At 72.3% G+C, this 25,842-nt stretch carries 24 protein-coding genes and 1 rRNA gene; 18 read left to right on the forward strand and 7 right to left on the reverse strand.

Going from position 1 to position 25,842, the window contains the following annotated elements; genetic code table 11:
* From rrf to ACIA6A_RS36840, 3 genes are all read left to right on the forward strand, one after another.
* Nucleotides 1-88: ribosomal RNA gene (gene rrf, locus ACIA6A_RS36830) — 5S ribosomal RNA — on the forward strand; the annotation flags it as partial.
* A 2,091-nt stretch (nt 89-2,179) separates the two neighbouring features.
* Entirely contained in the window at nt 2,180-2,974 is a 795-nt protein-coding gene (locus ACIA6A_RS36835; RefSeq protein ID WP_396102895.1) for a Replicase polyprotein 1ab, read from the forward strand.
* Between the two features lie 33 nt (nt 2,975-3,007).
* A complete protein-coding gene (locus tag ACIA6A_RS36840; protein WP_396102694.1) occupies nt 3,008-4,024 on the forward strand; it encodes an HAD-IIA family hydrolase in 1,017 nt (338 codons plus the stop codon).
* A 12-nt stretch (nt 4,025-4,036) separates the two neighbouring features.
* On the opposite strand, the gene ACIA6A_RS36845 is transcribed toward ACIA6A_RS36840, so the two are convergent.
* Nucleotides 4,037-4,372 (reverse strand): alkyl sulfatase C-terminal domain-containing protein, encoded by a 336-nt coding sequence (locus ACIA6A_RS36845; protein ID WP_396102696.1) that lies wholly within the window; start codon nt 4,370-4,372, stop codon nt 4,037-4,039.
* Between the two features lie 134 nt (nt 4,373-4,506).
* Here ACIA6A_RS36845 and ACIA6A_RS36850 point away from each other — a divergent pair, with 134 nt between their 5' ends.
* The 15 genes from ACIA6A_RS36850 (at nt 4,507) to ACIA6A_RS36920 (ending at nt 21,306) form a co-directional block, all read left to right on the forward strand.
* Entirely contained in the window at nt 4,507-5,553 is a 1,047-nt protein-coding gene (locus tag ACIA6A_RS36850; protein ID WP_396102697.1) for a phasin family protein, read from the forward strand.
* Between the two features lie 191 nt (nt 5,554-5,744).
* Complete coding sequence (locus ACIA6A_RS36855; protein WP_396102698.1) at nt 5,745-5,900, forward strand: hypothetical protein; 156 nt, start codon at nt 5,745-5,747, stop codon at nt 5,898-5,900.
* Nucleotides 5,900-6,760: a TlyA family RNA methyltransferase gene (locus ACIA6A_RS36860; protein ID WP_396102699.1), complete on the forward strand. Its 861-nt coding sequence runs from the start codon at nt 5,900-5,902 to the stop codon at nt 6,758-6,760. The genes ACIA6A_RS36855 and ACIA6A_RS36860 overlap by 1 nt, the downstream gene beginning before the upstream one ends.
* Before the next feature lie 43 nt (nt 6,761-6,803).
* On the forward strand, nt 6,804-7,691 hold the full coding sequence (locus tag ACIA6A_RS36865) for an NAD kinase (protein ID WP_396102700.1): 888 nt from the start codon (nt 6,804-6,806) through the stop codon (nt 7,689-7,691).
* Between the two features lie 55 nt (nt 7,692-7,746).
* Nucleotides 7,747-9,495, forward strand: coding sequence for a DNA repair protein RecN (gene recN / locus ACIA6A_RS36870; protein ID WP_396102701.1), 1,749 nt, complete (start codon nt 7,747-7,749; stop codon nt 9,493-9,495).
* 84 nt (nt 9,496-9,579) lie between these two features.
* Nucleotides 9,580-10,758, forward strand: a complete 1,179-nt coding sequence (steA, locus tag ACIA6A_RS36875) for a putative cytokinetic ring protein SteA (protein ID WP_396102702.1) — start codon at nt 9,580-9,582, stop codon at nt 10,756-10,758.
* 28 nt (nt 10,759-10,786) lie between these two features.
* Nucleotides 10,787-11,716, forward strand: a complete 930-nt coding sequence (locus ACIA6A_RS36880) for a copper transporter (RefSeq protein WP_396102703.1) — start codon at nt 10,787-10,789, stop codon at nt 11,714-11,716.
* A 59-nt stretch (nt 11,717-11,775) separates the two neighbouring features.
* Nucleotides 11,776-12,636 (forward strand): hypothetical protein, encoded by an 861-nt coding sequence (locus ACIA6A_RS36885; RefSeq protein ID WP_396102704.1) that lies wholly within the window; start codon nt 11,776-11,778, stop codon nt 12,634-12,636.
* Nucleotides 12,633-14,201, forward strand: coding sequence for a murein biosynthesis integral membrane protein MurJ (murJ, locus tag ACIA6A_RS36890; RefSeq protein WP_396102705.1), 1,569 nt, complete (start codon nt 12,633-12,635; stop codon nt 14,199-14,201). The genes ACIA6A_RS36885 and murJ overlap by 4 nt, the downstream gene beginning before the upstream one ends.
* Nucleotides 14,198-15,328 carry a glycosyltransferase family 4 protein gene (locus ACIA6A_RS36895; RefSeq protein ID WP_396102706.1) on the forward strand — a complete coding sequence of 377 codons (1,131 nt, stop codon included), beginning with the start codon at nt 14,198-14,200 and terminating at the stop codon, nt 15,326-15,328. The genes murJ and ACIA6A_RS36895 overlap by 4 nt, the downstream gene beginning before the upstream one ends.
* Nucleotides 15,325-17,517, forward strand: a complete 2,193-nt coding sequence (locus tag ACIA6A_RS36900) for a hypothetical protein (protein ID WP_396102707.1) — start codon at nt 15,325-15,327, stop codon at nt 17,515-17,517. Before ACIA6A_RS36895 ends, ACIA6A_RS36900 begins: the two co-directional genes overlap by 4 nt.
* A gap of 91 nt (nt 17,518-17,608) precedes the next feature.
* Nucleotides 17,609-19,333 carry a CTP synthase gene (locus tag ACIA6A_RS36905; protein ID WP_396102708.1) on the forward strand — a complete coding sequence of 575 codons (1,725 nt, stop codon included), beginning with the start codon at nt 17,609-17,611 and terminating at the stop codon, nt 19,331-19,333.
* A complete protein-coding gene (locus ACIA6A_RS36910; protein WP_396102709.1) occupies nt 19,330-19,923 on the forward strand; it encodes an NUDIX domain-containing protein in 594 nt (197 codons plus the stop codon). Before ACIA6A_RS36905 ends, ACIA6A_RS36910 begins: the two co-directional genes overlap by 4 nt.
* A 115-nt stretch (nt 19,924-20,038) precedes the next feature.
* Nucleotides 20,039-20,464 (forward strand): hypothetical protein, encoded by a 426-nt coding sequence (locus tag ACIA6A_RS36915; protein ID WP_396102710.1) that lies wholly within the window; start codon nt 20,039-20,041, stop codon nt 20,462-20,464.
* 86 nt (nt 20,465-20,550) lie between these two features.
* Nucleotides 20,551-21,306 (forward strand): glycosyltransferase family 2 protein, encoded by a 756-nt coding sequence (locus ACIA6A_RS36920; RefSeq protein WP_396102711.1) that lies wholly within the window; start codon nt 20,551-20,553, stop codon nt 21,304-21,306.
* Nucleotides 21,307-21,321: 15 nt separating this feature from the next.
* On the opposite strand, the gene ACIA6A_RS36925 is transcribed toward ACIA6A_RS36920, so the two are convergent.
* The 6 genes from ACIA6A_RS36925 to ACIA6A_RS36950 are packed head-to-tail and all read right to left on the reverse strand — an operon-like array spanning nt 21,322 to nt 25,816.
* Nucleotides 21,322-21,963, reverse strand: coding sequence for an HAD family hydrolase (locus ACIA6A_RS36925; RefSeq protein ID WP_396102712.1), 642 nt, complete (start codon nt 21,961-21,963; stop codon nt 21,322-21,324).
* A gap of 27 nt (nt 21,964-21,990) precedes the next feature.
* A complete protein-coding gene (locus ACIA6A_RS36930) occupies nt 21,991-22,917 on the reverse strand; it encodes a phosphotransferase family protein (protein ID WP_396102713.1) in 927 nt (308 codons plus the stop codon).
* Nucleotides 22,914-23,876 (reverse strand): aldo/keto reductase, encoded by a 963-nt coding sequence (locus ACIA6A_RS36935; protein WP_396102714.1) that lies wholly within the window; start codon nt 23,874-23,876, stop codon nt 22,914-22,916. The genes ACIA6A_RS36930 and ACIA6A_RS36935 overlap by 4 nt, the downstream gene beginning before the upstream one ends.
* A 17-nt stretch (nt 23,877-23,893) precedes the next feature.
* Nucleotides 23,894-24,583 (reverse strand): hypothetical protein, encoded by a 690-nt coding sequence (locus tag ACIA6A_RS36940; RefSeq protein WP_396102715.1) that lies wholly within the window; start codon nt 24,581-24,583, stop codon nt 23,894-23,896.
* A complete protein-coding gene (locus tag ACIA6A_RS36945; RefSeq protein ID WP_396102716.1) occupies nt 24,561-25,169 on the reverse strand; it encodes a hypothetical protein in 609 nt (202 codons plus the stop codon). Before ACIA6A_RS36945 ends, ACIA6A_RS36940 begins: the two co-directional genes overlap by 23 nt.
* Entirely contained in the window at nt 25,163-25,816 is a 654-nt protein-coding gene (locus tag ACIA6A_RS36950; protein ID WP_396102717.1) for a hypothetical protein, read from the reverse strand. Before ACIA6A_RS36950 ends, ACIA6A_RS36945 begins: the two co-directional genes overlap by 7 nt.
* Nucleotides 25,817-25,842: the final 26 nt, after the last annotated feature.

The raw sequence follows: 25,842 nt of genomic DNA on the forward strand, positions 1-25,842 counted from the left end.
CGGTCTCATTCCGAACCCGGAAGCTAAGCCCTCCAGCGCCGATGGTACTGCACTCGGGAGGGTGTGGGAGAGTAGGACGCCGCCGGACTCAACGTACAGTCGAGGGCCTTCCCCGGATGGGGTTGGCCCTCGACTGCTTTTGTGCGTTCGGCGCCTAGTAGCGTTGTACGGACGCCGACCCGGCGTGGCACGTGCGAGCCGGCGGGCGTGAGCTCGTACGCAGCGTCGTGCGAGGTTGATCTGACGTTTGTACCAGCAGTACCCCCTGTACGTGATGTTGTGTTCCCCGGCCAGCCGCGCCCCCGCGCCGGTAGTGCCGAACCTCGGAAGGAAATGACCCGTGAACCCAGGACCGCAGGACAGCGGCAACCGCGACGACGAGGCCCGGCCCCGCCGCGAGGGCGGCTCCGAGGGCTACTCGCGCGGTGACCGAGGAGATCGGGGCAGCGACCGCGGAGCCCCGCGTCGCGACAGCTCCGGCGGCGACCGTGGTGGTTTCCGTGGCGGTTCGAGCTCGGGTGGCTACCAGGGCAACCGTGGCGGCAGCAGCGACCGTGGCGGCTACCAGGGTGGGGGTGACCGGGGCGGGTTCCGTGGCGGTGACCGTGACCGCGGCAGCTCCGGCGGTGACCGGGGCGGGTTCCGCGGCGGCTCCTCCAGCGGTGGCGACCGGGGCGGCTACCAGGGCAGCCGGGGTGGTCCGTCCTCCGGTGGGTTCCGTGGCGGCTCCAGTTCGTCCGGTGGCTACCAGGGCAACCGTGGTGCCGGCAGCGACCGTGGCGGCTACTCCGGTGGCGGCGACCGCAGCGTCGAGCGCGGTGGCTACTCCAGTGGTGGTGGCGACCGTGGTGGTTTCCGTGGCGGCGACCGTGACCGCGCCCCCCGTGAGGGTGGCGACCGCGGTGGGTTCCGTGGCGGCTCCAGCTCGGGCGGCTACCAGGGCAACCGCGGTGGCAGCAGTGACCGTGGCGGGTACCAGGGTGGTGGCGACCGGGGTGGTTACTCCGGTGGTGGCGACCGTGGTGGGTTCCGTGGTGGCGACCGTGACCGTGGCGCCTCGTCCGGTGGCGACCGTGGCGGCTTCCGCGGTCCCCGTGAGGGCGGCGACCGCGGCGGGTTCCGTGGCGGTTCCAGCTCGGGCGGTTCCAGCTCGGGTGGCTACCAGGGCAACCGTGGCGGCAGCAGTGACCGTGGCGGGTACCAGGGTGGCGGCGACCGGGGTGGTTACTCCGGTGGTGGCGACCGTGGTGGGTTCCGTGGTGGCGACCGTGACCGTGGCGGCTTCTCGGGTGGTGGCGACCGCGGTGGGTTCCGTGGTGGCGACCGGCCGGGTAACCGCAGTGGTGGCGCCGGCTACCGCGGCGATCGTCCCCAGGGCGACCGGCCGCAGGGTGACCGTCCGTACGGCGATCGCCCGCAGGGTGACCGTCCCCAGGGCGACCGCGGCCCCCGCGAGGGTGGATTCCGCGGTGGCTCCAGCTCCGGTGGCGACCGTGGTGGCTTCCGTGGCGGTTCGAGCTCGGGTGGCTACCAGGGCAACCGTGGCGGCAGCAGCGATCGTGGCGGCTACCAGGGTGGCGGCTACCAGGGTGGCGGCGATCGCGGTGGCTACCAGGGCGGCGGCGACCGGGGTGGTTACTCCGGCGGTGGCGACCGCGGTGGGTTCCGTGGCGGCGACCGTGACCGTGGCGGCTCCTCCGGTGGCGACCGTGGCGGCTTCCGTGGTGGCGACCGTGGCCCCCGCGAGGGTGGCTTCCGTCCGGACCGCGCCCCGCGCGACGCCGGCGACCGTGGTGGGTTCCGTAACGACCTGGACCGTGGATCGCGTGACAGCGCTCCCCGTGAGGGTGGCTTCCGCTCCGACCGCGCCCCGCGTGACGGTGGCGGCGACCGCGGTGGGTTCCGTGGCGGCGACCGCGACCGCGGCGCCTCCTCCGGTGGCGACCGTGGCGGCTTCCGCGGTGGCGACCGTGCCCCCCGCGAGGGTGGCTTCCAGGGCAACCGCGGCAACGACCGTGGGCCGCAGGACCGTGGTGGGTTCCGGGACGAGCGTGGGCCGGGCAGCGATGAGCAGCCGGCTTTCAAGGCTCCCGAGATCCCCGAGGACATCGCCGCGAACGACCTGGACAAGGACGTGCGTGCCGAGCTGCTGAGCCTGTCGCGGGACACCGCCGACAAGGTGGCCCGGCACCTCGTGGCCGCGGGCCAGATCATCGACGAGGATTCCGAGCTGGCGTTGCAGCACGCGATCGCCGCGCGGCGGATGGCGTCGCGGATCGCCGTGGTGCGCGAGGCCGTCGGCCTGGCCGCCTACGCCGCCGGTGACTGGACGACCGCGATCGCCGAGCTGCGGACGTACCACCGGATGACGGGCAAGCAGACCCACCTGGCCGAGCTGGCCGACTGTGAGCGGGCGCTGGGCCGTCCGGAGCGGGCGATCGACCTGTTCCGTGGTGCGGACCGGGAGACCCTCGACAAGGCCGGCGCGATCGAGCTGCTGATCGTGGCCGCGGGTGCCCGTGGTGACCTCGGTCAGCACGAGGCTGCTGTGGCGATGCTCCAGGTCAAGGAGCTCAGTGGGGACGCCGACGCGGAGTGGGCGGCACGGCTGCGGTACGCGTACGCCGACGCGCTGCTCGCCGCGGGTCGCCGCGATGAGGCCCGGGAGTGGTTCTCGCGCGCCGAGGCCGCGGACACCGAGGACCTCACCGACGCCGCGGAGCGGCTCCTCGAGCTCGACGGTGTCTCGATCGAGGGCGACGACGAGGACGACGAGCAGGCCGAGGACGAGGTCAAGGCCGAGGCGGACCAGGGCGAGGCCGGCCTGGACGACGAGGATGACGACGAAGACGACGACGACAGCGACGAAGATGCTGACGACGACGACGACGACGACGACGAGGCGGCCGAGCCGGTTGCCAAGTCTGTCGACGGTGCGGCTGTGAAGTCCGAGGGCGACGCCGACAAGGCCTGAGCCTGTCGGCTGGCGGACCGCATCCGACGGCGGATGCGGCGTGACGGAGGAGTAGGCGTGACGGATCGGCTTGTCGACGGGTACGACCTGGTCATTTTCGACCTGGACGGGGTCGTCTATCTGATCGACAAGCCGATCGCCGGGGCGGCCGAGGCCGTTTCCCGGCTACGGGCCGACGGCACCTCCCTGGCGTACGCGACGAACAACGCGTCCAGGCGTGCGGCGGACGTCGCGGATCTGCTCAACGGTATGGGTGTTTCGGCGGAGCCGGACGAGGTGCTGACCTCGGCCGGCGCCGCCGCCGCGCGTTTGGCCCAGACCTTGCCGGCGGGTGCGCCGGTCCTGGTGGTGGGGGCCGAGGCTTTGAAGGCGGAGGTACGCGACGCCGGGCTGACCCCCGTCGAACGGCTCGAGGACAACCCGGCCGCGGTGGTCCAGGGCTTCGGCCCGGACGTCGGCTGGAAGGTCCTGGCCGAGGCCGCGCTGGCGGTCCGGGCCGGCGCGATGTGGGTGGCGACGAACACCGACCGCACCCTGCCCAGCCCGCGGGGAGCGCTGCCCGGCAACGGGTCGCTGGTGTCGGTGCTGCGCACGGCGCTGGACCGCGAGCCCGACCTGGTGGTCGGCAAGCCGGCCCCGGCGCTGTTTGAGACGGCCGCGTCACTGTCGAAGTCCCGTCGGCCGCTCGCGGTCGGGGACCGGCTCGACACGGACATCGAGGGCGCGGTGGGTGCCGGCATGGACAGTCTGCTGGTGCTGACCGGGGTGAGTGGCCCGGCCGAGGTGCTGGCCGCGCCCGCGTCCCGGCGCCCGACGTATGTGGCCGCCGACCTGGCGGGGCTTTTCGCTCCGGCGGAGGCGGCGGTCATCCCGGCGAACGGTGCCGAGGCCGGTGGGTGGCGGCTGGTCGACGGGCGGCTCGACGGTACGGGTGCGCCGGTGGACGCGCTGCGGTTGCTGGCCGGATACGTGTGGGGCGGCGGCCGTCCCACGAGCGGATCCGACGAGGCCGGCAAGCTGCTGGCCGAGTGGGGTCTGACCGCCGGGTAGGCGATCCGCCGCTCAGAGCAACTTGCGGAGTTTCAGCAGGTCGAACGGGTTCGCCTTGATGGCGACCTGGCGCGACGCGATCGCCTTGGTGACGTCCAGCCGGCCGGTCACCAGGGCGATGAGGTCGTCGCTGTCCGCGGTGAGGGCGATCTTGGCTTTCGGGTCGTCACCGTCGGTGATGTCCAGCAGCCGGCCGCCTTCGAGGCGGGCGTGGAACGCGGTGGACAGGTCCGGTACGCGGCAGGCCAGGGTTCGGTCGAGGTCGAGTTTCCCCCGGGTCGCCGCGTTGGCGTCCAAGCGGGCGGCGAGCTTTTCCAGCGCCGTACGGCATTCCTCAGCGGTGGCCATTGGGGACCTTCCTTCGCGACACCTGATCTCGTACCGCACGGTACCCGACGGCCGGTGAGGGTATGCCCGGTAGCGTGGCAGCAGCGAAAAGCGCGGGCGGTGAGCCTGGTGTGGCGCTGAGAGGGGAGCCGACGATGCAGGACGCATGGCGGGCGTATCTGGAGATGGCGCTCGGCTTGACGGAGGCACCGCGCCGAAAAGCGCAGAAGGTCGCCGGAGAGCTGCTGAACAAGGGTGGAGCCACCGCGGGTCAGTTGCAGGGCCTCGTCGAGGACCTGATGACCACCGGCGTGGCGAACCGTGAGGCACTGACGAACATCGTGCGTTACGAGGTGGACCGGGCCCTGGGCAAGGTCGGGCTCGCGACGGTGGACGAGGTGTCCGATCTCAACACGCGCGTGAAGGATCTCGAGCGGCAGCTGCGCGAGGCCCAGGCCCGCGCGGAGGCGGCGGAGGCGGACGGCGGCGTGACCCTGGCCGAGCCCGGCCCGGCGAACCCGGCAGCCGCGTCGGCCGCGGCCAAGAAGGCGGCGGCCAGCAAAGCAGTGGCCAGCAAAGCGGTGGCCGAGAATGCTGTGGCCGAGAAGGCGGTGGCCGGGGACGGGGTTCCGCCCGTCCAGCGGCCCGTGGCCAAGAAGGCTGTGGCCAAGAAGGCTGTGGCGAAGAGGGCGGTCAAGGCGACGCCCGGCGCAATGCCGGCGGCGAGGACCGTGGCCCCGGATGCGATTCCGGCCGCCGATGCGGCTGCGGCTCCGGCCCCGCCGGTCAAGGCGGTGGCGAAGAAGGCGGTGAAGGCCGTGAAGGCGACGCCGGCCACGACCGGCCCCGGGGCGGAGGCGCCAGGGAAGGCGGTGCCGGCGAAGGCCACGACGGTCGCCAAGACCGCGCGGAAGGCCGCCAAGGCGGCGCCCGCTGTCCACGGTGAGCCGGGGACGGCGGTGGCGCCCACGGCGTCCGTGAAGGCCGCCGCGGCGGAGACGGAGCTACCCCCGGTGGCCGGCAAGCCCGCGGCGGCGGCAAAGCCTGCGGTGGCGGGCAAGCCTGCGGTGGCGGGGCCCGCGGCCGTGAAGAGGGCTGCGAAGAAGGTTGCTCCCGCGAAGAGGAGCACTCCCGCTAAGAACACAGCCGCCGTGGATGTCCCGGCGGCGGAGACCGACAGCGCGCCGGAGGCCACGTCGTGACGTACCCGCATCAGCAGCCGCGGCCCGGTGGGTTCCGGCCCGGGCCTCCCCCCGGGGGGCCGCGTCCCGGTCAGCCGCAGCCGGGTGGGTTCCGGCCGTCCCCGGGACAGCCGGGCCAGGGCTACCAGGGCCAGGGCAACCAGGGCCAGGTGCCGCAGGGCCAGCCGGCGCGGGCCGAGGTTACGCCGGGGATGCTCGAGGGGTCCGAGTCGACGGGGCATCCGGCCGTCGACGCTGTTCTGCAGTCGCTGGCCAATGCCGCCTCGCTCGCTCCGGCTGAGCAGCTCGCCGAGTACGAGGCCGCGCACCAGGTGCTGCAGGAGACGCTGGCGAGTATCGATCACTGATGGCTCGTCGCGCACGGCTGGACGCCGAACTGGTACGTCGCAAGCTTGCCCGGTCCCGGGAGCAGGCCGCCGCGCTTGTCGCCGCGGGCCGGGTGCAGGTGCGGGGGAGTGTGGCCCAGAAGGTGGCCACGATGATCGACCCGGCCGATCCGGTGGTCGTCACGGGGGAGGACCCGGCTGACGGGTACGTGTCGCGGGGCAGTCACAAGCTCGTGGGCGCGCTGAAGGCGTTCACAGGTATCGACGTGACGGGCCGGCGTTGCCTGGACGCCGGCGCGTCCACGGGTGGCTTCACCGATGTGCTGCTGCGGGAGGGCGCCGCCCAGGTGTACGCCGTGGACGTCGGGTACGGGCAGTTGGCGTGGCCGCTGCGTACCGATGATCGGGTCGTCATCATGGAGCGCACCAATGTTCGTACGTTGACGCCGGAGATGGTGGACGGCCCGGTCGCGCTGACGGTGGCCGATCTTTCGTTCATCTCGTTGCGGCTTGTTCTTCCCGCGCTGGCGGCTTGTACCGCGGCGGACGGGGATCTGGCGTTGATGGTGAAGCCTCAGTTCGAGGTGGGCAAGGAGCGGGTGGGTTCCGGCGGGGTGGTGCGGGACTGGCGGTTGCGGGCCGAGGCGGTGCTGGATGTGTCCGCCGCGGGGGCCGCGCTGGGGCTCGGGGTGGCGGGGGTGGCGGCGAGTCCGTTGCCCGGGCCGAGTGGCAATGTGGAGTTCTTCGTGTGGTTCCGGCGGGACGCACCACCGGCTGACGCGGAACGGGTACGCGCCGTGGTCGCGGCGGGGCCCTCCGGCGAGGTAAATTCCGGCGGGCCGGCATCGACGCCGGTTTCGCCCCCGATGGAGGACGTGTGACGGGTTCCACGCTTCTGCCCCAGACCTTCGTTGGAGACGCCGCATGAGCCGCTCGGCGCTGATGGTCACGCACACCGGACGTAAGCAGAGCCTGCAGCATGCCCAGACGATGGCCCGGGATCTGGTCGCGGCCGGTTTCGAGGTGAAGGTCATCGCCGAGGAGGTGGCCGATCTGGAGCTGCCGCCCGGTGTCACCCCGGTCGACGATCCGGCCGCGGCCGAGGGGGTGGACATCGTCTTCGCGCTCGGCGGGGACGGTACGTTCCTGCGGGCGGCGGAGCTGGCGCGCCCGGCGAAGGCGCCGTTGCTGGGGATCAACCTGGGCAAGGTGGGCTTCCTGGCCGAGGCCGAGCTGCACAACATCGATCAGACCGTGCGGGACATCGTCGCCGGGGACTACACGGTGGACGAGCGGCTCACGCTGGATGTCCGGGCGGAGTACGACGGCCGGTTGATCGCCGATTCGTGGGCGCTCAACGAGGTCAGCGTGGAGAAGGGGCAGCGGGCGCAGATGCTCGAGCTGCTCGTGGACGTGGACGGGCGCCCGTTGTCGCGGTATGGCTGTGACGGTGTCGTGTGCGCCACACCGACCGGGTCGACGGCGTACGCGTTCTCGGCGGGTGGGCCGGTGGTCTGGCCCGAGGTGGAGGCGTTGCTGCTGGTGCCGATCAGTGCGCACGCGTTGTTCAGCAAACCTATCGTGACGGCGCCGACCTCGACGTTCGTGCTGACGGTGGATCCTTACACGTCGTTCGCGTCGATGTGCTGCGACGGTCGGCGGACGTGGGATCTGCCGCCTGGTGCGCAGGTCACGGTGCGTCGTGGTGATCTTCCGGTGCGGTTGGTGCGGCTGAATCCGAAGCCGTTCACGGACACGCTGGTGGCCAAGTTCCACCTGCCGGTCGAGGGCTGGCGTGGCAATCGACGCTGATCACCTGGCGGACGCCGGTGGGCAATTGTCGGTGGGCACCGATACTGTTCGCCCTGTGCTTGAGGAACTGCGAATCACCGGCCTGGGCGTCATCGACGACACGACGCTCCGGTTGACCACGGGCATGAACGCGATCACCGGCGAGACCGGTGCGGGCAAGACGATGGTGGTGACCGGTCTGGGCCTGCTGTTCGGGGGCCGGGCCGACGCCGGTCGGGTGCGTGCCGATCCCGGCCGGGCCATGGTCGAGGGCCGGTTGCGCCTGGACGGCCGGCTGGCCGACGCGGTGCAGACCCGGATCACCGACGCGGGTGGTGAGGTCGACGACGACGGGTCGGTGCTGCTGAGCCGCACGGTGACGATCGAGGGCCGGTCGCGGGCGCATGTGGGTGGGCGCAGCATGCCCGTCTCGATGCTGACCGAGGTCGGTGAGCAGGTCGTGGCGGTGCACGGGCAGTCCGACCAGCTGCGGATCCTGCGTCCGGCCGAGCAGCGGGCCCAGCTGGACCGTTATGCCGGGCCGGAGCACGAGAAGCTGCTGGCGACCTATCGGCAGGCGTTCTCGCAGTGGCGTGCGGTGGTCGACGATCTGGCCGACCGGCGGCGCAACGCCCGGGAGCGTACCCAGGAGGCGGAGCTGCTGAAGCTGGGTCTCGACGAGATCAGCCGGGTGGATCCGCAGCCGGGTGAGGACGACGACCTGCGGGCCGAGGTGCAGCGGCTGGAGCACGCCGAGGGGTTGCGTACCGCGGCCGCGGTGGCGTCCCAGGCTTTGGCCGGCGGGGTCGAGGCGACCGACGACGACACGCTGGACGCGACCCAGTTGCTGGGCACCGCGAAGCGGACGCTGGAGGCGCAGACCGGGGTGGATCCGGGTCTGGCGGAGCTGGCCGGGCGCATCGAGGAGGCCGCGACGCTGGTGGCGGACGTGGCGTCGGAGTTGTCGGCGTACCTGTCGCAGCTGGACGCGGATCCGGCGCGGCTGGAGATGATCTACGAGCGGCGGGCGGCGTTGCGGGCGCTGACCCGTAAGTACGCCGATGACGTCGAGGGTGTCATCGCGTGGGCCGACCATGCGCGGTCGCGGCTGGCGTTGCTGGACACCTCGGACGAGGTGCTCGAGGAGCTGGAGAAGGACCGGGTCCGGCTGGCCGGTCAGGTCGCCGAGCTGGCGGGCCGGGTGACGGCGGCGCGGGTGGAGGCGGCCGGGCGGTTCTCCGAGCAGGTGAGTGTGGAGCTGGCCGGGCTGGCGATGCCGCATTCGCGGGTGGAGATCGTGGTGCTGGCGCGGACGCCGGGCCGTGACGAGCCGGTGATCGGTGAGCTGGCGGTGGGCCCGGACGGTGCGGACGAGATCGAGATCCGGTTGATCGCGCATCCGGGTGCTCCGGCGTTGCCGTTGCAGAAGGGCGCGTCGGGCGGTGAGCTGTCGCGGGTGATGCTGGCCATCGAGGTGGTGTTCGCCGGGGCCGGTGGGCCGCCCACGCTGGTGTTCGACGAGGTCGACGCCGGGGTCGGTGGTCAGGCGGCGGTGGAGATCGGCCGGCGGCTGGCGCGGCTGGCGCGTACCCATCAGGTGCTGGTGGTGACGCATCTGCCGCAGGTGGCGGCGTTCGCGGACCGGCATCTGGTGGTCGCGAAGGACACCGGTGGCGCGATCACGACCAGTGGTGTGAAGATCGTCGAGGAGACGGACCGGGCGCGGGAGCTGGCGCGGATGCTGGCCGGGTTGCCGGATTCGGATCTGGGCATCGCGCATGCCGAGGAATTGCTGGCGGTCGCTGATCGTGAGAAGCGGGGATAGTTAGGACCAACTATGCCCCTTTTGGGGGTGACGTTGTGCATGTCGCGTGCAAGCGGCTGGACGAGGCGTGTCAGGATGACGAGGATGCGACTTCCCACCTTGCGCCGGACCCGGAGCGTCGAACCCGGGGGCCTGTCCGGCACGGCTCGACTCGACCGCCGGACCAAGCGCCTGGTCGGGCGGTTGCGCCCGGGTGAGATCGCGGTCATCGACCACGTCGACATCGACCGGGTGGCGGCTGACTCGCTGGTCGCGGTCGGGGTCGCGGCGGTGCTCAACGCGAAGCCGTCGATCTCCGGGCGGTATCCGAACCTGGGGCCCGAGGTGCTGGTCCAGGCCGGGATCGTGCTCATCGACAACCTGGGCGAGGAGATCTTCGACGGGTTGAGCGAGGGTGCCGTCGTCAGCATCGACGGTGACACGATCCTGCTCGACGGGGAGCCGGTCGCCGCCGGTATCCGGCAGGACGCGCAGAGTGTGTCCGCGTCGATGGCCGACGCCCGTGAGGGTCTGTCGGTGCAGCTCGAGGCGTTCGCGGCGAACACCATGGATTACCTGAAGCAGGAGCGCGACCTGCTGCTCGACGGCGTCGGTGTGCCCGACGTCGAGACGCAGATCTCGGGGCGCCACGTGCTGATCGTGGTCCGTGGTTATGACTACAAGGCCGACCTGGACGTGTTGCGGCCCTACATCCGTGAGTTCAAGCCGGTGCTGATCGGCGTGGACGGCGGTGCCGACGCGCTGGTGGAGTCGGGTTACACCCCGGACATCATCATCGGTGACATGGATTCGGTGACCGACGACGTGCTGCGCTGCGGTGCCGAGGTGATCGTGCACGCGTATCCGGACGGCCGGGCTCCGGGTCTGGCCCGGGTGCAGGGCCTCGGGGTGGAGGCGATCACGTTCCCGGCGGCGGCCACCAGCGAGGATCTCGCGATGTTGCTGTCCGACGACAAGGGTGCGTCGCTGATCGTGGCGGTGGGCACGCACGCGAACCTGGTGGAGTTCCTCGACAAGGGCCGTGGCGGCATGGCGTCGACGTTCCTGACCCGGCTCAAGGTCGGTGGCAAGCTGGTCGACGCCAAGGGTGTGAGCCGGCTCTACAAGCAGAACATCTCCGGGTCGTCGCTGCTGCTGCTGGTGCTTTCGGCGGTCGCGGCGCTGGCGGCGGCGGTGGCGGTGTCTACCATCGGGAAGGCCTACCTCTCCGTGGTGTCCGAGTGGTGGGACAATCTGGTCTTCCAGTTAGGACAGCTCTTCTGACCCGCGATTCGGACCAAGAGGCTCTGGCGTGATCAACTTCAGGTACCACGTGGTGTCGCTCACCGCGGTCTTCCTCGCTCTCGCGATCGGGCTGGTGGTCGGCACGGCCGCCCTCAACGGTCCGGTGGCCGACAGCCTGAAGGCCAACGTCGAGGCGCTGCGCAAGGACAACGGCAACTACCGCGACCAGGCCAATCAGTATCGCGAGGAGCTCAACCGCAGTCAGGACTTCGCGACCGAGCTGTCGCCGGCGCTGCTGAACGGCCGGCTGGCGGATCGTCGTCTCGCCGTGGTGGTGCTGCCGTCGGGCAAGGACTACGCCGAGGGGGTGACCTCGATGCTGAAGGTCGCCGGGGCCACGATCACGGCGCAGGTCCAGATCGAGGACAAGTTCTTCGACCCGGCCAACGTGTACGAGCTGCTGGAGCTCGCCGAACGGGCGTCGCGTCCGACGGTGTCGTCGGAGGGTCTGCCGCTCAACAGCAACGGGGTGGAGACGTCGAGTGCTCTGCTGGCGGTGGCGCTGCTGCAGAAGACCGTGGCGGTGACCCCTCAGGACCTGACGGCGGTGCTCACCGCGTACACGGAACCGGGTTACCTCTCGGTGGGTGACGATCCGGCCGCGGGTGCCGATGCGACGGTGATCGTGTCGGGTCTGCCGCCGGTGGATCAGAACGCGGCGAAGAAGAACCAGAACGCGGTGACGCTGACCGGGGAGTTCGTGCGTAATCACCCGGTGGTGATCGCGGGCAACGGTATCGGTGACGGGAACCTGGTGTCCGAGGTGCGGGGTGACCCGACGCTGGTCAAGAGCGTTTCGACGGTCGACAACGTCAGCACCGCGCAGGGGCAGCTCGCGACCGCGCTGACGGTGATCGAGCGGCTGGTGGCGGGCAAGGTCGGTCAGTACGGTCTGGACGCCGGCGCCTCGTCGCAGGTCCCGAAGGTCGCCGGCTGAGTGCCGGTTCACTAGACTCGGGGCCCGTCGCAACTCGGGTCGAGGCAGGGAGCACACGCATGGCCAGCAGGGTGACCTCGTCCGGCCTCGGGGCGCTGGCGGCGCGGGCCGCGCTCGCCTGGATCCGTGGTGACCAGCGGGCCGCTCAGCTGGAGCGCACGAATTTCCACGGTGCCACGGTCACTCTCGCGGGTGGTCCCGCGCTGGCGCTGGGGGCGACCCTGGGTGCGGCGCTCGGTGCTCCGGGCCCGGCGGCCGCGGCCGCGGTGGTCACCGCGGGCACGGCGTCGGGTGCGGTCGGTCTGTACGACGACATCGTCGGTGACCGGCCGGGGCAGAAGGCGAAGGGTTTCAAAGGTCATCTCGCGGCGCTCGGTGCGGGCCGGGTCACCAGTGGGCTGATCAAGATCGCCGGGGTGGGTGCGGCGGGGCTGATCGCGTCGGCGTTGCTGGCCCGCGACCCGGGTGTGCGCGCTCATCCGGGCCGTCGTGACGCCGGGGCGTTGCGTCGTACGGGTGATGTGCTGCTGGGTGCCGGGGTGATCGCCGGCACCGCGAACCTGCTGAATCTGCTCGATCTGCGGCCCGGGCGGGCGCTGAAGGCGGCGACGGTGATCGGGGCGCCGCTGGTGGCCGGGCGGGGTGGCGCGATGACCGCGGGCACGCTGGGTGCCGGTGCCGCGCTGCTGCCGGCCGACCTGGGCGAGGAGATCATGCTGGGCGACGCCGGGGCGAACGCGCTGGGTGCGCTGCTCGGGGTGGCACTGGCGGCGAGGACCGGGCCGTTCGGGCGGGCGGTGGCGCTGAGTGTGCTGGCCTCACTGACCGCGGCCAGTGAGAAGGTCAGCTTCACCACGGTCATCCAGGACACGCCGTGGCTGCGGGCGGCCGACGCGCTGGGCCGGCGCCCGGCTCCGTGACCGCTACCCGTTCGCGGGCGGCCGGGCTGGCGGGTGCCGCCGCCGTCATCACCGTGCTGACCGTGCTGGCCCGGATCGCCGGTTTCGGCCGTACGTTCGTGTTCCTGCATACCGTGGGCGCCGATGGGCTGGCGAACGTCTACAACGCGGCCAACACCATCCCGAACATCGTCTTCGAGCTGGTCGCCGGTGGTGCGCTGGCCAGTCTGGTGGTGCCGTTGGTCGCCGGGGCGGTGGCGGCGGGGGACCGGGAGCGGGTCGGTGCGGTGGCGTCGGCGTTGCTGAGCTGGGTGCTGGTGGTGATGGTGCCGCTTGCGGTGCTGGTGGCGGTGCTGGCCGGCCCGATCGCGGGGCTGCTCGACGTGCCCGCCGCCGATCAGCAGGTGGCGGCGCGGATGTTGCGGGTGTTCGCCCCTCAGCTGCCGTTGTACGGCATCGGGATCGTGCTGACCGGGGTGCTGCAGGCCCATCACCGGTTCGCGTGGCCGGTCATCGCGCCGCTGCTGTCGAGTGTGACGGTGATGGGGGCGTATCTGGGTTATGCCGCGGTGGACGGGGCGCGTACGGGTTTCGGTGGTCTGAGCCGCGGCGGGGAGTGGCTGTTGTCGGCCGGGACGACCGCGGGTGTCGTGGTGCTCGCGCTGTGCCTGCTGATCCCGCTGTCCCGGCTGGGGTTGCGGTTGCGGCCGGCGTTGCGGTTCCCCGGCGACGAGGGACGTCAGGCGGTCCGGCTGGGCTGGGCCGGGGCGGTCACCGTCGGTGCGCAGCAGGTCATGGTGCTGGTGGTGATCGCGCTGGCGGTCGATGGCCCGTTGACGGCGTACAACGCGGCGCAGACGGTGTTCCTGCTGCCCTGGGCGGTATTGGCGGTGCCGTTGGCGACCGCCGTCTACCCCCGGTTGTCCACGGCGGTGTCGCAGGGTGACGAGGGCGCGTATGCCGCGTCGCTGGCGTCGACCGCGCGGACGGTCGTGCTGATGGCCGGGCTCGGTGCGGCGGCGCTCGGTGCGGTGGCCTGGCCGGCGGCGAGTCTGATCGGGGCGCCGGCGGCCGCGCCCGCGATCGTCGGGTTCGCGCCCGGGCTCATCGGTTACGCCCTTTTCGCATTGTTGTCCCGGGCGTTGTACGCGCGGGGGGCGACGGTCGCCGCCGCGGCTGCCACGGCGGTGGGCTGGGGTGTCGCCGCGGTCGCCGCCCTGGTGCTGTCGGCGGTGCTGGCCGAGCCCCGGCAGGCCGCCGGGCTGGGCGCGGCGAACGCGATCGGGATGTCGGTCATCGGGGTGCTGCTGGTGCTGGCCGTGCGCCGCCACGCCGGGCCGGCCGCGCTCACCGGGCTGATGCGGGCGACGCTCGTCGGTATCGTGGCGGCCATCGTCTCCGGGGCGGCCGGGTGGCTGGTCGTGGACAGTCTGGGCGGCGGCACCCCGGGAGCCGGGCGGAGCCTGCTGCAAGGCATGCTGGGCGGCATCGTGGTCGCGGTGGTGTTCCTCGCGGTGGTGTTCCCGCTCGACCGCCGTGATCTGGGGCCGCTGGTCTCGAGGGTAACCAGGAGGGTACGCAAGTGAGCGACGTGGCGCAGGCGCCCTGGCGGGGATCGGTGGCGCTCGTGCTGGGCTCCAGCACCGGTGGGGTCGGCCAGCATGTCCTGTCGCTCGTGCGGGGCCTGACCGGCGGTGGTTGCCGGGTGCTGGTGTGCGGTCCCGCCGCCACCGATCAGCATTTCGGGTTCTCGGCGGCCGGTGCGGACTTCGCCGCGGTGGAGATCCCGGCGAGTCCGGGCCCGCAGGATTCGGCCGCGATCCGGTCGCTGCGCCGGGCGCTGGCCGGCCGGGACGTCGACGTCGTGCACGCGCACGGGCTGCGGGCGTCGTTCGTCGCCTGTCTGGCCCGCCCGCCGGCCCCGGTGGTGGTGACCTGGCACAACGCGGTCCTGGCCAAGGGGTTGCGGGGCAGTGCGTCGGCGCTGGTCGAGCGGGTCGTGGCCCGGTCGGCGACGTTGACGCTGGGTGCTTCGCAGGACCTGGTCGACCGGGCCCGCGCGCTCGGTGCCCGGGACGCGCGGCTGGCCCCGGTCGCCGCGCCGGTGATGGCCGCGCCGAAACGCAGCCGGGCGGCGGTGCGGGCCGAGTTCCGCCTGGCGGGTGACGCGCCGCTGATCCTGTCGGTGGGCCGGCTGCACCCGCAGAAGCGTTATGACCTGCTGGTCGAGGCGTCGGCGCGGTGGCGGGAGCTGAACCCCGCGCCGGTGACGGTGGTGGCCGGTTCCGGGCCGAGCTACATGCAGCTGGCGCAGCGGGCCTCGGTGCTGCGGGCCCGGTTCCACCTGCTCGGGCACCGTACCGATGTGGCGGACCTGCTGGCCGGCGCCGACCTGGCCGTGATCACCAGTGACTGGGAGGCGCGGCAGTTGTTCGCGCAGGAGGCCCTGCGGGCCGGGGTGCCGTTGATCGCCACCGCGGTCGGTGGGTTGCCGGAGCTGGTCGGGGACGCGGCGGTGCTGATCGCGCCGGGTGAGGTGGACGCCGTGGACACCGCGGTGCGCGAGATGCTCACCGACGACGGCAAGCGGACCGAGTACGCGCAGCGGGCGTTGCGCCAGGCCGCCACGTGGCCCACCGAGCGGGACACGATCGCCGACGTCCTGGCCGCGTACGCGTCGGTTGCCGCGACCACCCGGGCCCGGCAGGGGTGAAAGCCGTCCTGCCGAGCCTGAAGGGCCGGTCGTGGGTGCCGTACCTGCTGGTCGCGCTGACGGTGGCGGCGAGCCTGGCCGGGCTCACCGTGCGCCCCGCGACCGGGGTGGGCGAGGAGACCGCCGACTACGTCATCGTCGCCGGGGCCGCCGGGCTGCGCTGGGACGACCTGGATCCGCAGCGCACCCCGGCACTGTGGCAGGAGGCGCGGGCCGGGGCGATCGGCTGGCTGTCGGTGCGCTCGGCGCACGCCACGACCTGCCCGGACGACGGCTGGCTGACGCTGGGGGCGGGGAACTTCGCGGTCTGGGACGCCGACCGGGTCACCGGGCAGTGCCGGCCGGTGGCGCCGGCGATCGAGCAGCCCGACGGGATCGGCGCGAACCTGCCGGAACTCGCCGGGGTGGTCCGGTCCAACGCCGACGACCAGCCGTTCAACGCGGTGCCGGGCGCGCTGGCCGAGTCCAACCGCTGCACGTACGCGGTGGGTGCCGGCGCCGCGATCGCGGCGGCCCGCCCGTTCGGCCGGGTGGACCGGTATGCGGCCACGCTGCCGGCCGACCCGACCGGTCTGTTCGGCATCTGCCAGCTCAACCTCGTCGACCTGGGCACGATCAGTGGTTCCGGCGCGGTCCGGCAGTCGCAGGTCGCGCAGGCCGACGCCACGCTGGCCCGGGTGCTGGCGGCCCGCCCGCCGCGGTCGCTGGTGGTCGTCGCGGGGGTCGGCGACACCGACACCACCTCCCGGCTGCACGTGGCCATCGCCGAGGGCCCGGGCTGGGACAACGGATGGCTGACCTCGCCCGGGACCGGCCGCGAGGGGTACGTCCAGCTGGTCGACCTGGCCCCGACGATCCTGACCGCGCTGGGCCGGCCCGCGCCGGACGGCCTGTTCGGCGGGCGCACGGCCACGGTGACCGGTGGCCGGCCGGTCGACCCGGCCGACGCGGTGCTCGGCCGGCACGACGCGAACCAGCGGGCCGGCGCGCAGCTCGGTATCGCCGGCACGTTCTTCCTCGGCCTGGCGATCGTGCAGATCGCGTTGTTCATCCTGGTCGTCCCGCTGATGATCCGTGCGCGCCGGCATGCCGGGCCGACCGGTCCCGCGTCGCCGTCGCGGCTGCTGGTGCGGGTCACCGAGGTGCTGCTCATCGCGTCCGGGCTGACCATCCCGGCGGCGCTGCTCGCCGACGCGGTGCCGTGGTGGCGGGCCGGTCATCCCGTCATCGTGTTCGCGTCGCTCACGTTCGCGCTGGTCGCGGCCGGCACCGCGGCGATCCGGTTCGCGCCGCGGTACGGCCGGACCCTGTGGCCGCTGGGGCTGGTCGCGGGCGCGGCCGTCGCGGTGATCACCGTCGACCTGTTCACCGGTGCGGAGTTGCAGCTCAACGGCGTCGCCGGGTATTCCGCGATCGAGGGATCGCGGTATGTCGGGCTGGGCAGTGTCGGGTTGGGCGTGTTCGTCGCCGGGGCGCTGGTCGTCGCCGGGTGCCTGGCCCAGCAGGTCCGCCGGCGGTGGCGCCCGGTCGTGGTGGTGCTGATCGGCGGCTTCGCGGTGATCATGGTCGGGAGTCCGTACCTGGGGGCGGATCCGGTGGGTGCGGTCGCGGTGACCGGCGGGGTGTGTGTCGCCGCCGCGATCAGCACCGGGGGCTGGCTGACGTTCCCGCGCTTCGCGTGGGCCACCGTCGCGGCGGTGGCGGTCACCATCGGTTTCGCGGTGCTCGACCTGCGCCGCCCGGAGCAGGAGCGGGGCACGCTGGGCCGGTTCGTGACCGAGTTGTTCGACGGCAGTGCCGGCCCGGCGATCCAGCGGGCGGCGTCGTCGAGCGGGCACGCCCTGGACAGCCCGCTGACGTTGCTGGCGCTGGCCGGTGCGCTGATGCTGGCGTTCAGTCAGTTCTCCGCGTGGGGTGGCCTCAACCGGGTCTTCGGGCTGCATCCGGCGTTACGGGCCGCGCTGGGTGGCACCACGGTGGCGGTGCTGATCGCCGGCGTGCTGCAGGGGGCCGGTTTCGGGGTGGCCGGGGCGGCCGCCGCGGTCGCCGTCCCGCTGCTCGTGCTGACCACGATGCGAGTGCTCGAACACGCTGCGGATCGGACCCGTCCCGAGGGGGAGACCGACGGGCCCGGGGGCCCGGGGTTGACACGCACGACGAGCAGCCCGGACGTACGCGTCCCGTCGTAGGTGTTACTGTGAAATCCCGTGGATGGCGCTTGCGTTAACTACGTTAGTCGCCGGTCTGCAAGACCGAACTGACCGACCACGGGAGCAGGCCTTGGCACCAACAGTGCGCGCGACTCGGCACATCTTCGTCACCGGAGGCGTCGCCTCCTCGCTGGGCAAGGGCCTCACCGCCTCCAGCCTCGGCAATCTGCTGACCGCACGCGGACTGCGGGTCGTCATGCAGAAGCTCGACCCCTACCTCAACGTCGACCCCGGCACGATGAACCCGTTCCAGCACGGTGAGGTCTTCGTCACCGAGGACGGCGCCGAGACCGACCTCGACGTCGGCCACTACGAACGGTTCCTCGACCGCCCGCTGTCGGCGAAGGCGAACGTCACGACCGGCCAGATCTACTCGGCCGTCATCGCCAAGGAACGCCGCGGCGAGTACCTCGGTGACACCGTGCAGGTCATCCCGCACGTCACCAACGAGATCAAAGAACGCATCTTCGCGATGGCGTCGCCCGACGAGTACGGCCGCACACCCGACGTGGTCATCACCGAGGTCGGCGGCACGGTCGGTGACATGGAGTCACTGCCGTTCCTCGAGGCGATCCGGCAGGTGCGCCACGAGATCGGCCGTGACCGGGTGTTCTACCTGCACGTGTCGCTGATCCCGTACCTCGCGCCGTCGGGTGAGCTCAAGACCAAGCCGACCCAGCACTCGGTCGCCACGCTGCGCAACATCGGTATCCAGCCCGACGCGCTGGTGTGCCGCAGCGACCGGGAGATCCCGGACAAGCTCAAGCACAAGCTGTCGCTGTACTGCGACGTCGACCGGGAAGCGGTCGTGGCCTGCCCGGACGCGCCCAGCATCTACGACATCCCCAAGGTGCTGCACCGGGAGGGACTCGACGCGTACGTGGTCCGCCGGCTGGGCCTGTCGTTCCGGGACGTGGACTGGTCGACGTGGGACGACCTGCTGGAGCGGGTCCACCACCCGCGCCGCACGATCACCGTGGCGCTGGTCGGCAAGTACGTCGACCTGCCGGACGCCTACCTGTCGGTCAGCGAGGCCATCCGCGCGGCCGGTTTCGCCAACCTGGCGAAGGTGCAGCTGCGCTGGGTGCCCAGCGACGACTGCGACACCCCGGCCGGTGCCGCTGCCGCCCTGAAGGGCGTCGACGGCATCGTCATCCCCGGCGGTTTCGGGATCCGCGGCATCGAAGGCAAGATCAACACTTCCATGTACGCGCGTGAGCACGGCGTGCCGATCCTCGGGCTCTGCCTCGGCCTGCAGTGCATGACGATCGACGCGGCCCGTAACCTCGCCGGGCTCACCGGGGCCAACTCGCTGGAGTTCGACGAGCAGGCCACCCACCCGGTGATCTCGACGATGGCCGACCAGGAGGACATCGTCGCGGGTAAGGGCGACCTCGGTGGCACGATGCGCCTCGGCGCGTACCCGGCGGCGCTGACCCCCGGCTCGATCGTCGCCGAGGCGTACGCGAGCACGGAGATCTCCGAGCGGCACCGGCACCGCTACGAGGTCAACAACGCGTACCGGGCGAAGCTCACCGACGCCGGCCTCACGTTCTCCGGCACGTCCCCGGACGGGCGTCTGGTCGAGTTCATCGAGCTGGACCGCGACACGCACCCGTTCTTCGTCGCGACCCAGGCCCACCCGGAGCTGAAGAGCCGGCCGACCCGGGCGCACCCGCTGTTCACCGCGTTCGTCAAGGCCGCCGTCGACTACGCGTCCGCCGACGAGCTGCCGGTCGCGGTCGCCGCGTCCGCGGAGCCGGACACCTCGGCGTCGGCGGTCGCCGCGTCATGACGGCCTTCGCCCACGAGACCCGGTCCCGGACCGAGCGGTACACCGGCCCGATCTTCACCGTGCACACCGACGAGGTCACCATGTCCGGCGGCGGCACCGCCCGCCGGGACATCGTGACCACGAAGAACGCGGTCGGTGTGGTAGCCCTCGACGAGGTCGGCCGGGTGGCGCTGATCAAGCAGTACCGGCACGCGGTCGGCACCCAGCTGTGGGAGCTCCCGGCCGGGCTGCGCGACGTCGCGGGTGAGGACCTGGTCGTCGCCGCGGCCCGGGAGCTGGCCGAGGAGGCGGACCTGGTCGCGGCCCGCTATGACCTGCTGGTCGACCTGCACACCTCGCCGGGCTTCACGGCCGAGACCATCCGGATCTTCCTGGCCCGGCAGCTGTCGGCGGTCCCGGACGACGCCCGCCACGAGCGGACGGACGAGGAAGCCGACATCGAGCTGGCCTGGGTCGGTCTCGACGAGGCGGTGGCCATGGTGCTGCGCGGCGAGATCACCAACGCCGCCGCGGTGGCCGGTCTGCTGAGCGCGGCCCGGGCCCGCGACGACGGCTGGGCCACGCTGCGCCCGGCGGACACCCCGTGGTGACGTACCGCTGAACGCATGGGGGATCGCCGCTGCCCGCGGCGGTCCCCTTTTTTTGTTGAGCGGGACCTTAGCCGGGCTTGAGACTGCGTTGAGGTGCCGAGCCGAACTATGGGGCATGAGCGCAAAGAACGAGGTTGTCGTCGGTGCGGTTTCGGTGGTCGCGGGTCAGGGCCGGGCATCGGGTACGGGGGTCGAGGCCAGCGTGGTGCTGCCGAACTGCCGGCCGGCCGGGGATCTGCGGGAGCCGGTGACGCACATCGCCCAGACCCTGTTCGCCCAGGGCATCTCGTTCGAGGTCATCGTGGTCTGCACCGAGGACACCGAGACCTGCGTGCACCCGGTCGCGGACCTGAGCTTCGTGCGGGTCATCGAGGCGCCGGGCGCCGAGCGCGACGAGGCCGTCGAGTACGCGACCGGTGAGGCCCGTGGGGTCTGGGTCGCGGTCGCCGACGACGCCCAGGTCGACCCGTTCCAGGTCGCCGAGGGTCTGCACCGCGCCCGGGAGCTGTCCCTCGACGAGATCACCGCCCCGAACGCCTGATCCCCCGGGTCGGTCGCCTGATTCCTTGCGCCGGGTTTGAGACCGGCTGGAGACCGCCTTGAGGGAGCCGCCCGATCTGATCGGGCATGAACGCCACCGCAGTCACCGCCGCCGCCCCCGATCTCACCGTGGTCGTGCCGTTCTACAACCCCGGGCCGGCGCTGCGCCGGACGGTCGAGCGGCTGGTCGGCTGCCTGCGGGACGCCGGGGTGGCGTACGAGGTGATCGCGGTGTCGGACGGCTCGACCGACGGCTCCCCGGCGACACTGGCCGGGCTGGCCGGGGTCACCGTCCTGGACAACCCGGTCAACCAGGGCAAGGGTGCGGCCCTGCACCAGGGCTTCGCCGCCGCCCGCGGCGCGTGGATCGGGTTCATCGACGCCGACGGTGACATCGACCCCCGGCACCTGGTCGACTACCTGAACGTCGCCCGCGCCGGTGGCCATGCCGTGGTCTACGCCGACAAGCGGCACGCGGCGTCGGTCAGCGCGGCCGGCGGCGTCCGCAAACTCGTGTCGATCAGTTACTCGACGCTGGTCACCGCGATGTTCGGCCTCGGTGTGCGCGACACCCAGACCGGCTGCAAGATCATCCGCCGTGAGGTGCTCACCGCGCTCCTGCCCCGGCTACGGGAACGCCGTTTCGCGTTCGACCTGGAACTGTTCGTCGCGGCGAAGGCGGCCGGCATCGACGACCTGCGGGGTGCCCCGGTGCGCCTGGAGGCCCGGGTGGCCGGCTCGACCGTCACGACGGCGAGCATCGCCCGCACGATCCGTGACACGTTCACGATCCACGCCCGCCGCCGCAACCACCACTACGCGGCCTTCGAGCTCGCCGCCTGATCCGGGCCGGGTGCGTCAGTCCGCCAGCAGGAACGGCAGGACGTCGCGCAGGTCCTCGGTGTCGACAAAATGTCCGGCGGCCTGCCGGGCGGCCTCGGACGCGTTGATCGCGACGGCGGTGCCGGCCGCCCGGAACAGCGGGACGTCCGAGCGGGAGTCACCCACCGCGGCCACGTCACCGAGTTTGTAACCGTGCTCGGCGCACCACTGCTCGACGAAGTCGAGTTTGCCGTCCTCGCTGATGTGCGCCCCGACGCGGCCGGTGAGCCGGCCGTCGACGTATTCCATCCGCGCGCCGGAGAGGGCGGCGAAGCGGTAGGCGTGCGGGAGCTGCTCACCCGCGAACGTCCAGGCGAGTGTCGCGAGCAGCAGCTGCGCACCCTGCTCGGCCAGGGTGTCGAGGGTCTCGGCGACCCCGCCGATCCAGGGTGCGTCACGCAGGTGGTGGCGGATGTCGTCGGCGGTCAGGCCGGCGAACAGCCGCGCCTCGCGCGTCGCGAACTCGACGTTGTCGATCTCGTAGGCGGTGTAGGCGCGCTCGAGTTCCTCGACCGCCGCCAGGGTGCCCATCGAGCGGGCGATGACCAGCGAGGCGCTGGTGCCGCGCAGCAGCGTGCCGTCGAGGTCGAAAGCGATCACCGGGAAACGTACGGACATCGGGGGTCTCCTTGTCGTCGGGACGGTTCAGGCCCATCCGGTACGGCGGCGCAGCCACTGCTCGCAGAGTCTGCCGAAACGGGCCTCGTGGGCGCGCAGGTGCGGTGACCACTGCGGGTCCGGGGTGCCGCCGCTGTGCAGGTAGAAGCCCGTCATGGTGGCGAGGAAGACGGTGATGGCGTCCGGGTCGGCGTCGCGGGTCGCCGGGAGCTCACCCAGCAGCGGCTCCGGGTCACCGCCCGCCGCGGCCACCGCCGGCAGCAGATAGACGAGGTCGACCCAGTCGGCACCGACGCAGGCCCACGCCCAGTCGACGGCGACCACGTCACCGGCGGTGGTGCGGATGAGGTTGTCCTGCCGCAGGTCCGCGTGCAGCAGTGTGGTGCCACTGCTGGCCTCGATCCATCGATGTTCCATGTCGAGCAACGTGTCGGCGTGGCGCCGCTGCCAGGGGCTCAACGCGTCCGCGGCGGCGAGGTTACGCCAGCCGTGGAACAGCGGGCCGAGCGGTTCGCCGATGCCGCGTACCCCGGGGACGGGGTTGGGGCTCAGCACCTCACCCATGCGGTGCAGGGCGTCCAGGACGGCCCGCAGGTCGCCGGGGTCCGCCAGGTCCGGGGTGTGGCCCTCGACGTCGTCGTAGCAGAGCAGGATCCAGTCGCCGGTGTCCTCGGCGAACCGCAGCCGGGGTGCCGGGGTGCCGGTGGGCAGCGCGGCCGAGATCGTCGCTTCCATCCGGTAGTCGCCGGCCAGTTCGTGCCCGGCCGGGATGGCTTTGAGGAACGCCCGGGCTCCGGTGGACAGCCGCAGCCGGGCGGCGACCCCGTCGGTGAAGCCGCCCGGCTGGCTGTCCGCGCCGACGACCCGGGCGTGCAGCCGGGTCTCGGCGTGGGCGCGGACCGGCGGCGGCAGATCGCTCCACCGCCGCCGGCCCCGGTGCTGGTCGCTCGTCAAGCACGCACTCCCGGCATCATCGCGTCGATCCGGGCCCGGACGCCCGGGCTCAGCACGGTGGTGGCGGCCAGCGCGTTGTCGCGTGCGTGGCCCACGTCACGTGTGCCTGCCAGCGTAGTGGTGACGTCGCGCTGGGCCAGCAGCCAGGCCAGCGCCAGCCGGGCCGGGGACAGGTCGAGTTCGGCGGCGAGGTCGCGCAGGTCCGCGGCGGTGGCCAGGTGCCCGGGCCGGACGTCGGCGGCGAAGAACCGGGCGTGGTTCTCGACGCAGAAGAAGTCGTCGTTGCCGATCACACCGCCGCGCCAGTCCGTGAACGCCGAGTCGGCCCGCACGGCTCCGGTGAGCAGGCCGTAGCTCAAGGCCCCGTACGTCATGACGCCGACGTCGTACTCCGCGCACAGGGGCCCGTACGTGTGCAGTTCCTCGCGGTAGAGCACGGAGGCCTGGATCTGCAGGTAGTCCAGGTCGCCGGTGCGGGCGCAGGCCGTGACGTCGTCGAGGGGGAAGTTCGACAACCCCACGGTGGCGGCCAGCCCTTCGGCCTTGAGCGCGACGAGCGCTTCCCAGGCGGCGTCGACCGGGGTGGACGGTGACGGCCAGTGCAGCAGGTACGCGTCCACGTGCGACCGGCCGAGACGCCCCAGGGACGCGGTCAGCGCGGCCCGCATACCGGCCGGGCTGAAATGGGTCTCGTCCTCCGGGGCGACCTTGGTGCACACCTTGATCTCGGGGTGCCCGCGCAGGGCGGCGCCGACGACGATCTCGGATCCGCCGCCCCCGCCGTACACCTCCGCGGTGTCGATCCAGTTGACCCCGGCGTCGCAGGCGGCGTGCACGGCCCGGACCACGTCGGTGGTGGAGGTGTTGGGCCCCCACGTCCCGCCGCCGCCGGCCTCCCACGCCCCGAAGCCGACGGGGGAGAACCCGGCGGGATTGACGGTGCTGGTGTTTTCTCGCATCAGATCCGGATCCCTGGTCAGATGAGGACGGGAATGGGCTGGCGGCGGTGGATCCGGGCCCAGACGGTGCCGTCCGAGCGGTCGTCGGCCACGAGCGCGTCGGCGACCCCGTCCAGGTAGGCCGGGCGGTGCCGGCGCACGTGGACGGTCAGCCGGGCCCGGACCGCTTCCGCCCAGTCGGTGTCCAGGCCGGCGCGGGTCAGCAGCCGGTCCAGCAGCCGCCCCCAGCCGTTGATCCGGCACTGCCGTTCGATGCCGTGCCCGCCCCGGAACTTGTAGGCGACCGGGAAGCGGTACAGCAGTTCCAGGGCGTGGAGTTGTTCCAGGTCGGTGGCGAGCCGGGCGGTGTCGACGGGCACGCCCGCGGCGACGTCGAGCAGCCCGGCGACGGAGGCCTCCGAGGCGAGGTAGATGTTGCCCTGGTAGACGTTCTCGGCGCGGACCACGTCGTCGAACAGCGCGAGGCTGCGGACCAGGCGTACCGGCTCGGTCAGGGTGGCGGCCACGGCCGGGTCGGTGAGCAGGGCGGCGGGGTCGCCCGTGGTGGTGACGGTGGTTTCCGCGCTGTGCCAGGCCAGCTGCCGGGCCCCGGTGAGTTCCGGAGGCACGTGCACACTCACCCCGGGCACGGTCGCGGTGGCGTTGAGGTCGGGCCAGGCCAGCAGGCGTACGTGCGGAGCCAGGTCACGCAGCGGTGTCGTCGGCACGGGTGTCTCCTCTCTCGGTGATCCGTGCGCCCCACGTGTGCAGGACCCCCACCAGGGCGGGGTCGGTGGCGGCCAGGTGCGGTGAGCAGATCAGCCAGACGTCGGCGTCGAACAGGGTGTCGAGGACGACCAGGCCGACCCGGCGCATGCTGTCACCGGTCTCGACACACTCGACGGCGATGTCCGCGATCTCGGGGACGTACTGCTCCACCGAACCACGTACCGTGCGCAGGCTGAAGTTGTCCCCCCACCGGGCGGTGGCGTAGTCGCGGGCGATGGTGCCGTATTCCGAGACGAGCCGGATCGGGCGGCGCAGCCGGCGGGGATGCGGCAGGCCGAGTGCGCAGACCCGGATCCGGTACCACGCCAGCGGGGCGACCCGCTGCACCCGGGCCACGGTCTCGGTCAGCCATTCGTCGCCGGCGATCCCCACGTCCAGGGCGCCCTCCGCGACGAGGGTGGGGATGTCCGGCATCCGCAGGTAGCGGGGCCAGAGCTCGGTACGCGGCAGCAGGGTGGACAGGGTCGTGACGGCGGCCTGGGAACGGGAGAGCAACCGTCCCTTGGGCATCCCGAGTCTCAGCACGGCATCGCTTTCCGTCGGTAGGGCCGGATCGCGCCGTGTTCGCGCAGCTGCCGGTCCTCGATGCGGGTGGTGGACTCCGCGCGCCGCATCGCCTGGGCCAGTTCGCCGAGTTCCTCCAGCGCCCAGGCGAGGGCCCGTTCCGGTTCGAGCCGCCCGTACAGGTCCCGGCAGGTGTCCTGCAGGTCCCGCAGCTCGGCGGCGTCGGTGGCGGCCGGTGTCGTGGCCAGGGCCGGGCAGGCCTTGGCCAGCGCGGGCAGGGTCTCCTGTTCGGCCTCGGCGATGGTGTTCCCCGGGTCGTCGGCGGGCGGTGTGGCGGCGCGCAGCAGCCGGAGCCGTTCGGGTTCCGGGAGCGTGGCCAGATCGGTGCCCTCGGCTTCGATCGCGCACACCGCGAGCCAGCCCGCTTCGTGGAAGGCCATGCTGCCGCGCATCACGATCGGCCCGCCACGGTCGAGGTGCAGCACGGCGGCCCGCGCTCCGGGCCGGATCGTCAGGGTGCCGAGCAGGCAGACATCGGCCCGCCGGGCGGCGAGCCAGGCCAGCAGCGGCCCGTGGTCCGGGCCGGGTTCGCCCGGGAAGTGCCGGCCCTCGACGGTGAACCCTGTTCCTGTCCGGGTCACCACCACCGCGTACGGGCCGGTCCGCATGTCACTAGTGAGGTCTTCTGCGCCCA

The organism is Actinoplanes sp. NPDC051494 (assembly GCF_044454705.1).
Taxonomy (GTDB): domain Bacteria; phylum Actinomycetota; class Actinomycetes; order Mycobacteriales; family Micromonosporaceae; genus Actinoplanes.

Excerpts from the sequence above, each read along its gene's own strand:
- ACIA6A_RS36845 (WP_396102696.1), bottom strand. The coding sequence starts at position 4,372 with ATGGCCACCGCTGAGGAATGCCGTACGGCGCTGGAAAAGCTCGCCGCC.
- ACIA6A_RS36920 (WP_396102711.1), top strand. The coding sequence starts at position 20,551 with ATGAACGCCACCGCAGTCACCGCCGCCGCCCCCGATCTCACCGTGGTC.
- ACIA6A_RS36855 (WP_396102698.1), top strand. The coding sequence starts at position 5,745 with ATGCTCGAGGGGTCCGAGTCGACGGGGCATCCGGCCGTCGACGCTGTT.
- ACIA6A_RS36935 (WP_396102714.1), bottom strand. The coding sequence starts at position 23,876 with ATGCGAGAAAACACCAGCACCGTCAATCCCGCCGGGTTCTCCCCCGTC.
- ACIA6A_RS36860 (WP_396102699.1), top strand. The coding sequence starts at position 5,900 with ATGGCTCGTCGCGCACGGCTGGACGCCGAACTGGTACGTCGCAAGCTT.
- ACIA6A_RS36840 (WP_396102694.1), top strand. The coding sequence starts at position 3,008 with ATGCGGCGTGACGGAGGAGTAGGCGTGACGGATCGGCTTGTCGACGGG.
- ACIA6A_RS36850 (WP_396102697.1), top strand. The coding sequence starts at position 4,507 with ATGCAGGACGCATGGCGGGCGTATCTGGAGATGGCGCTCGGCTTGACG.
- ACIA6A_RS36885 (WP_396102704.1), top strand. The coding sequence starts at position 11,776 with ATGGCCAGCAGGGTGACCTCGTCCGGCCTCGGGGCGCTGGCGGCGCGG.
- ACIA6A_RS36925 (WP_396102712.1), bottom strand. The coding sequence starts at position 21,963 with ATGTCCGTACGTTTCCCGGTGATCGCTTTCGACCTCGACGGCACGCTG.
- steA (WP_396102702.1), top strand. The coding sequence starts at position 9,580 with ATGCGACTTCCCACCTTGCGCCGGACCCGGAGCGTCGAACCCGGGGGC.
- ACIA6A_RS36950 (WP_396102717.1), bottom strand. The coding sequence starts at position 25,816 with ATGCGGACCGGCCCGTACGCGGTGGTGGTGACCCGGACAGGAACAGGG.
- ACIA6A_RS36915 (WP_396102710.1), top strand. The coding sequence starts at position 20,039 with ATGAGCGCAAAGAACGAGGTTGTCGTCGGTGCGGTTTCGGTGGTCGCG.
- ACIA6A_RS36865 (WP_396102700.1), top strand. The coding sequence starts at position 6,804 with ATGAGCCGCTCGGCGCTGATGGTCACGCACACCGGACGTAAGCAGAGC.
- ACIA6A_RS36910 (WP_396102709.1), top strand. The coding sequence starts at position 19,330 with ATGACGGCCTTCGCCCACGAGACCCGGTCCCGGACCGAGCGGTACACC.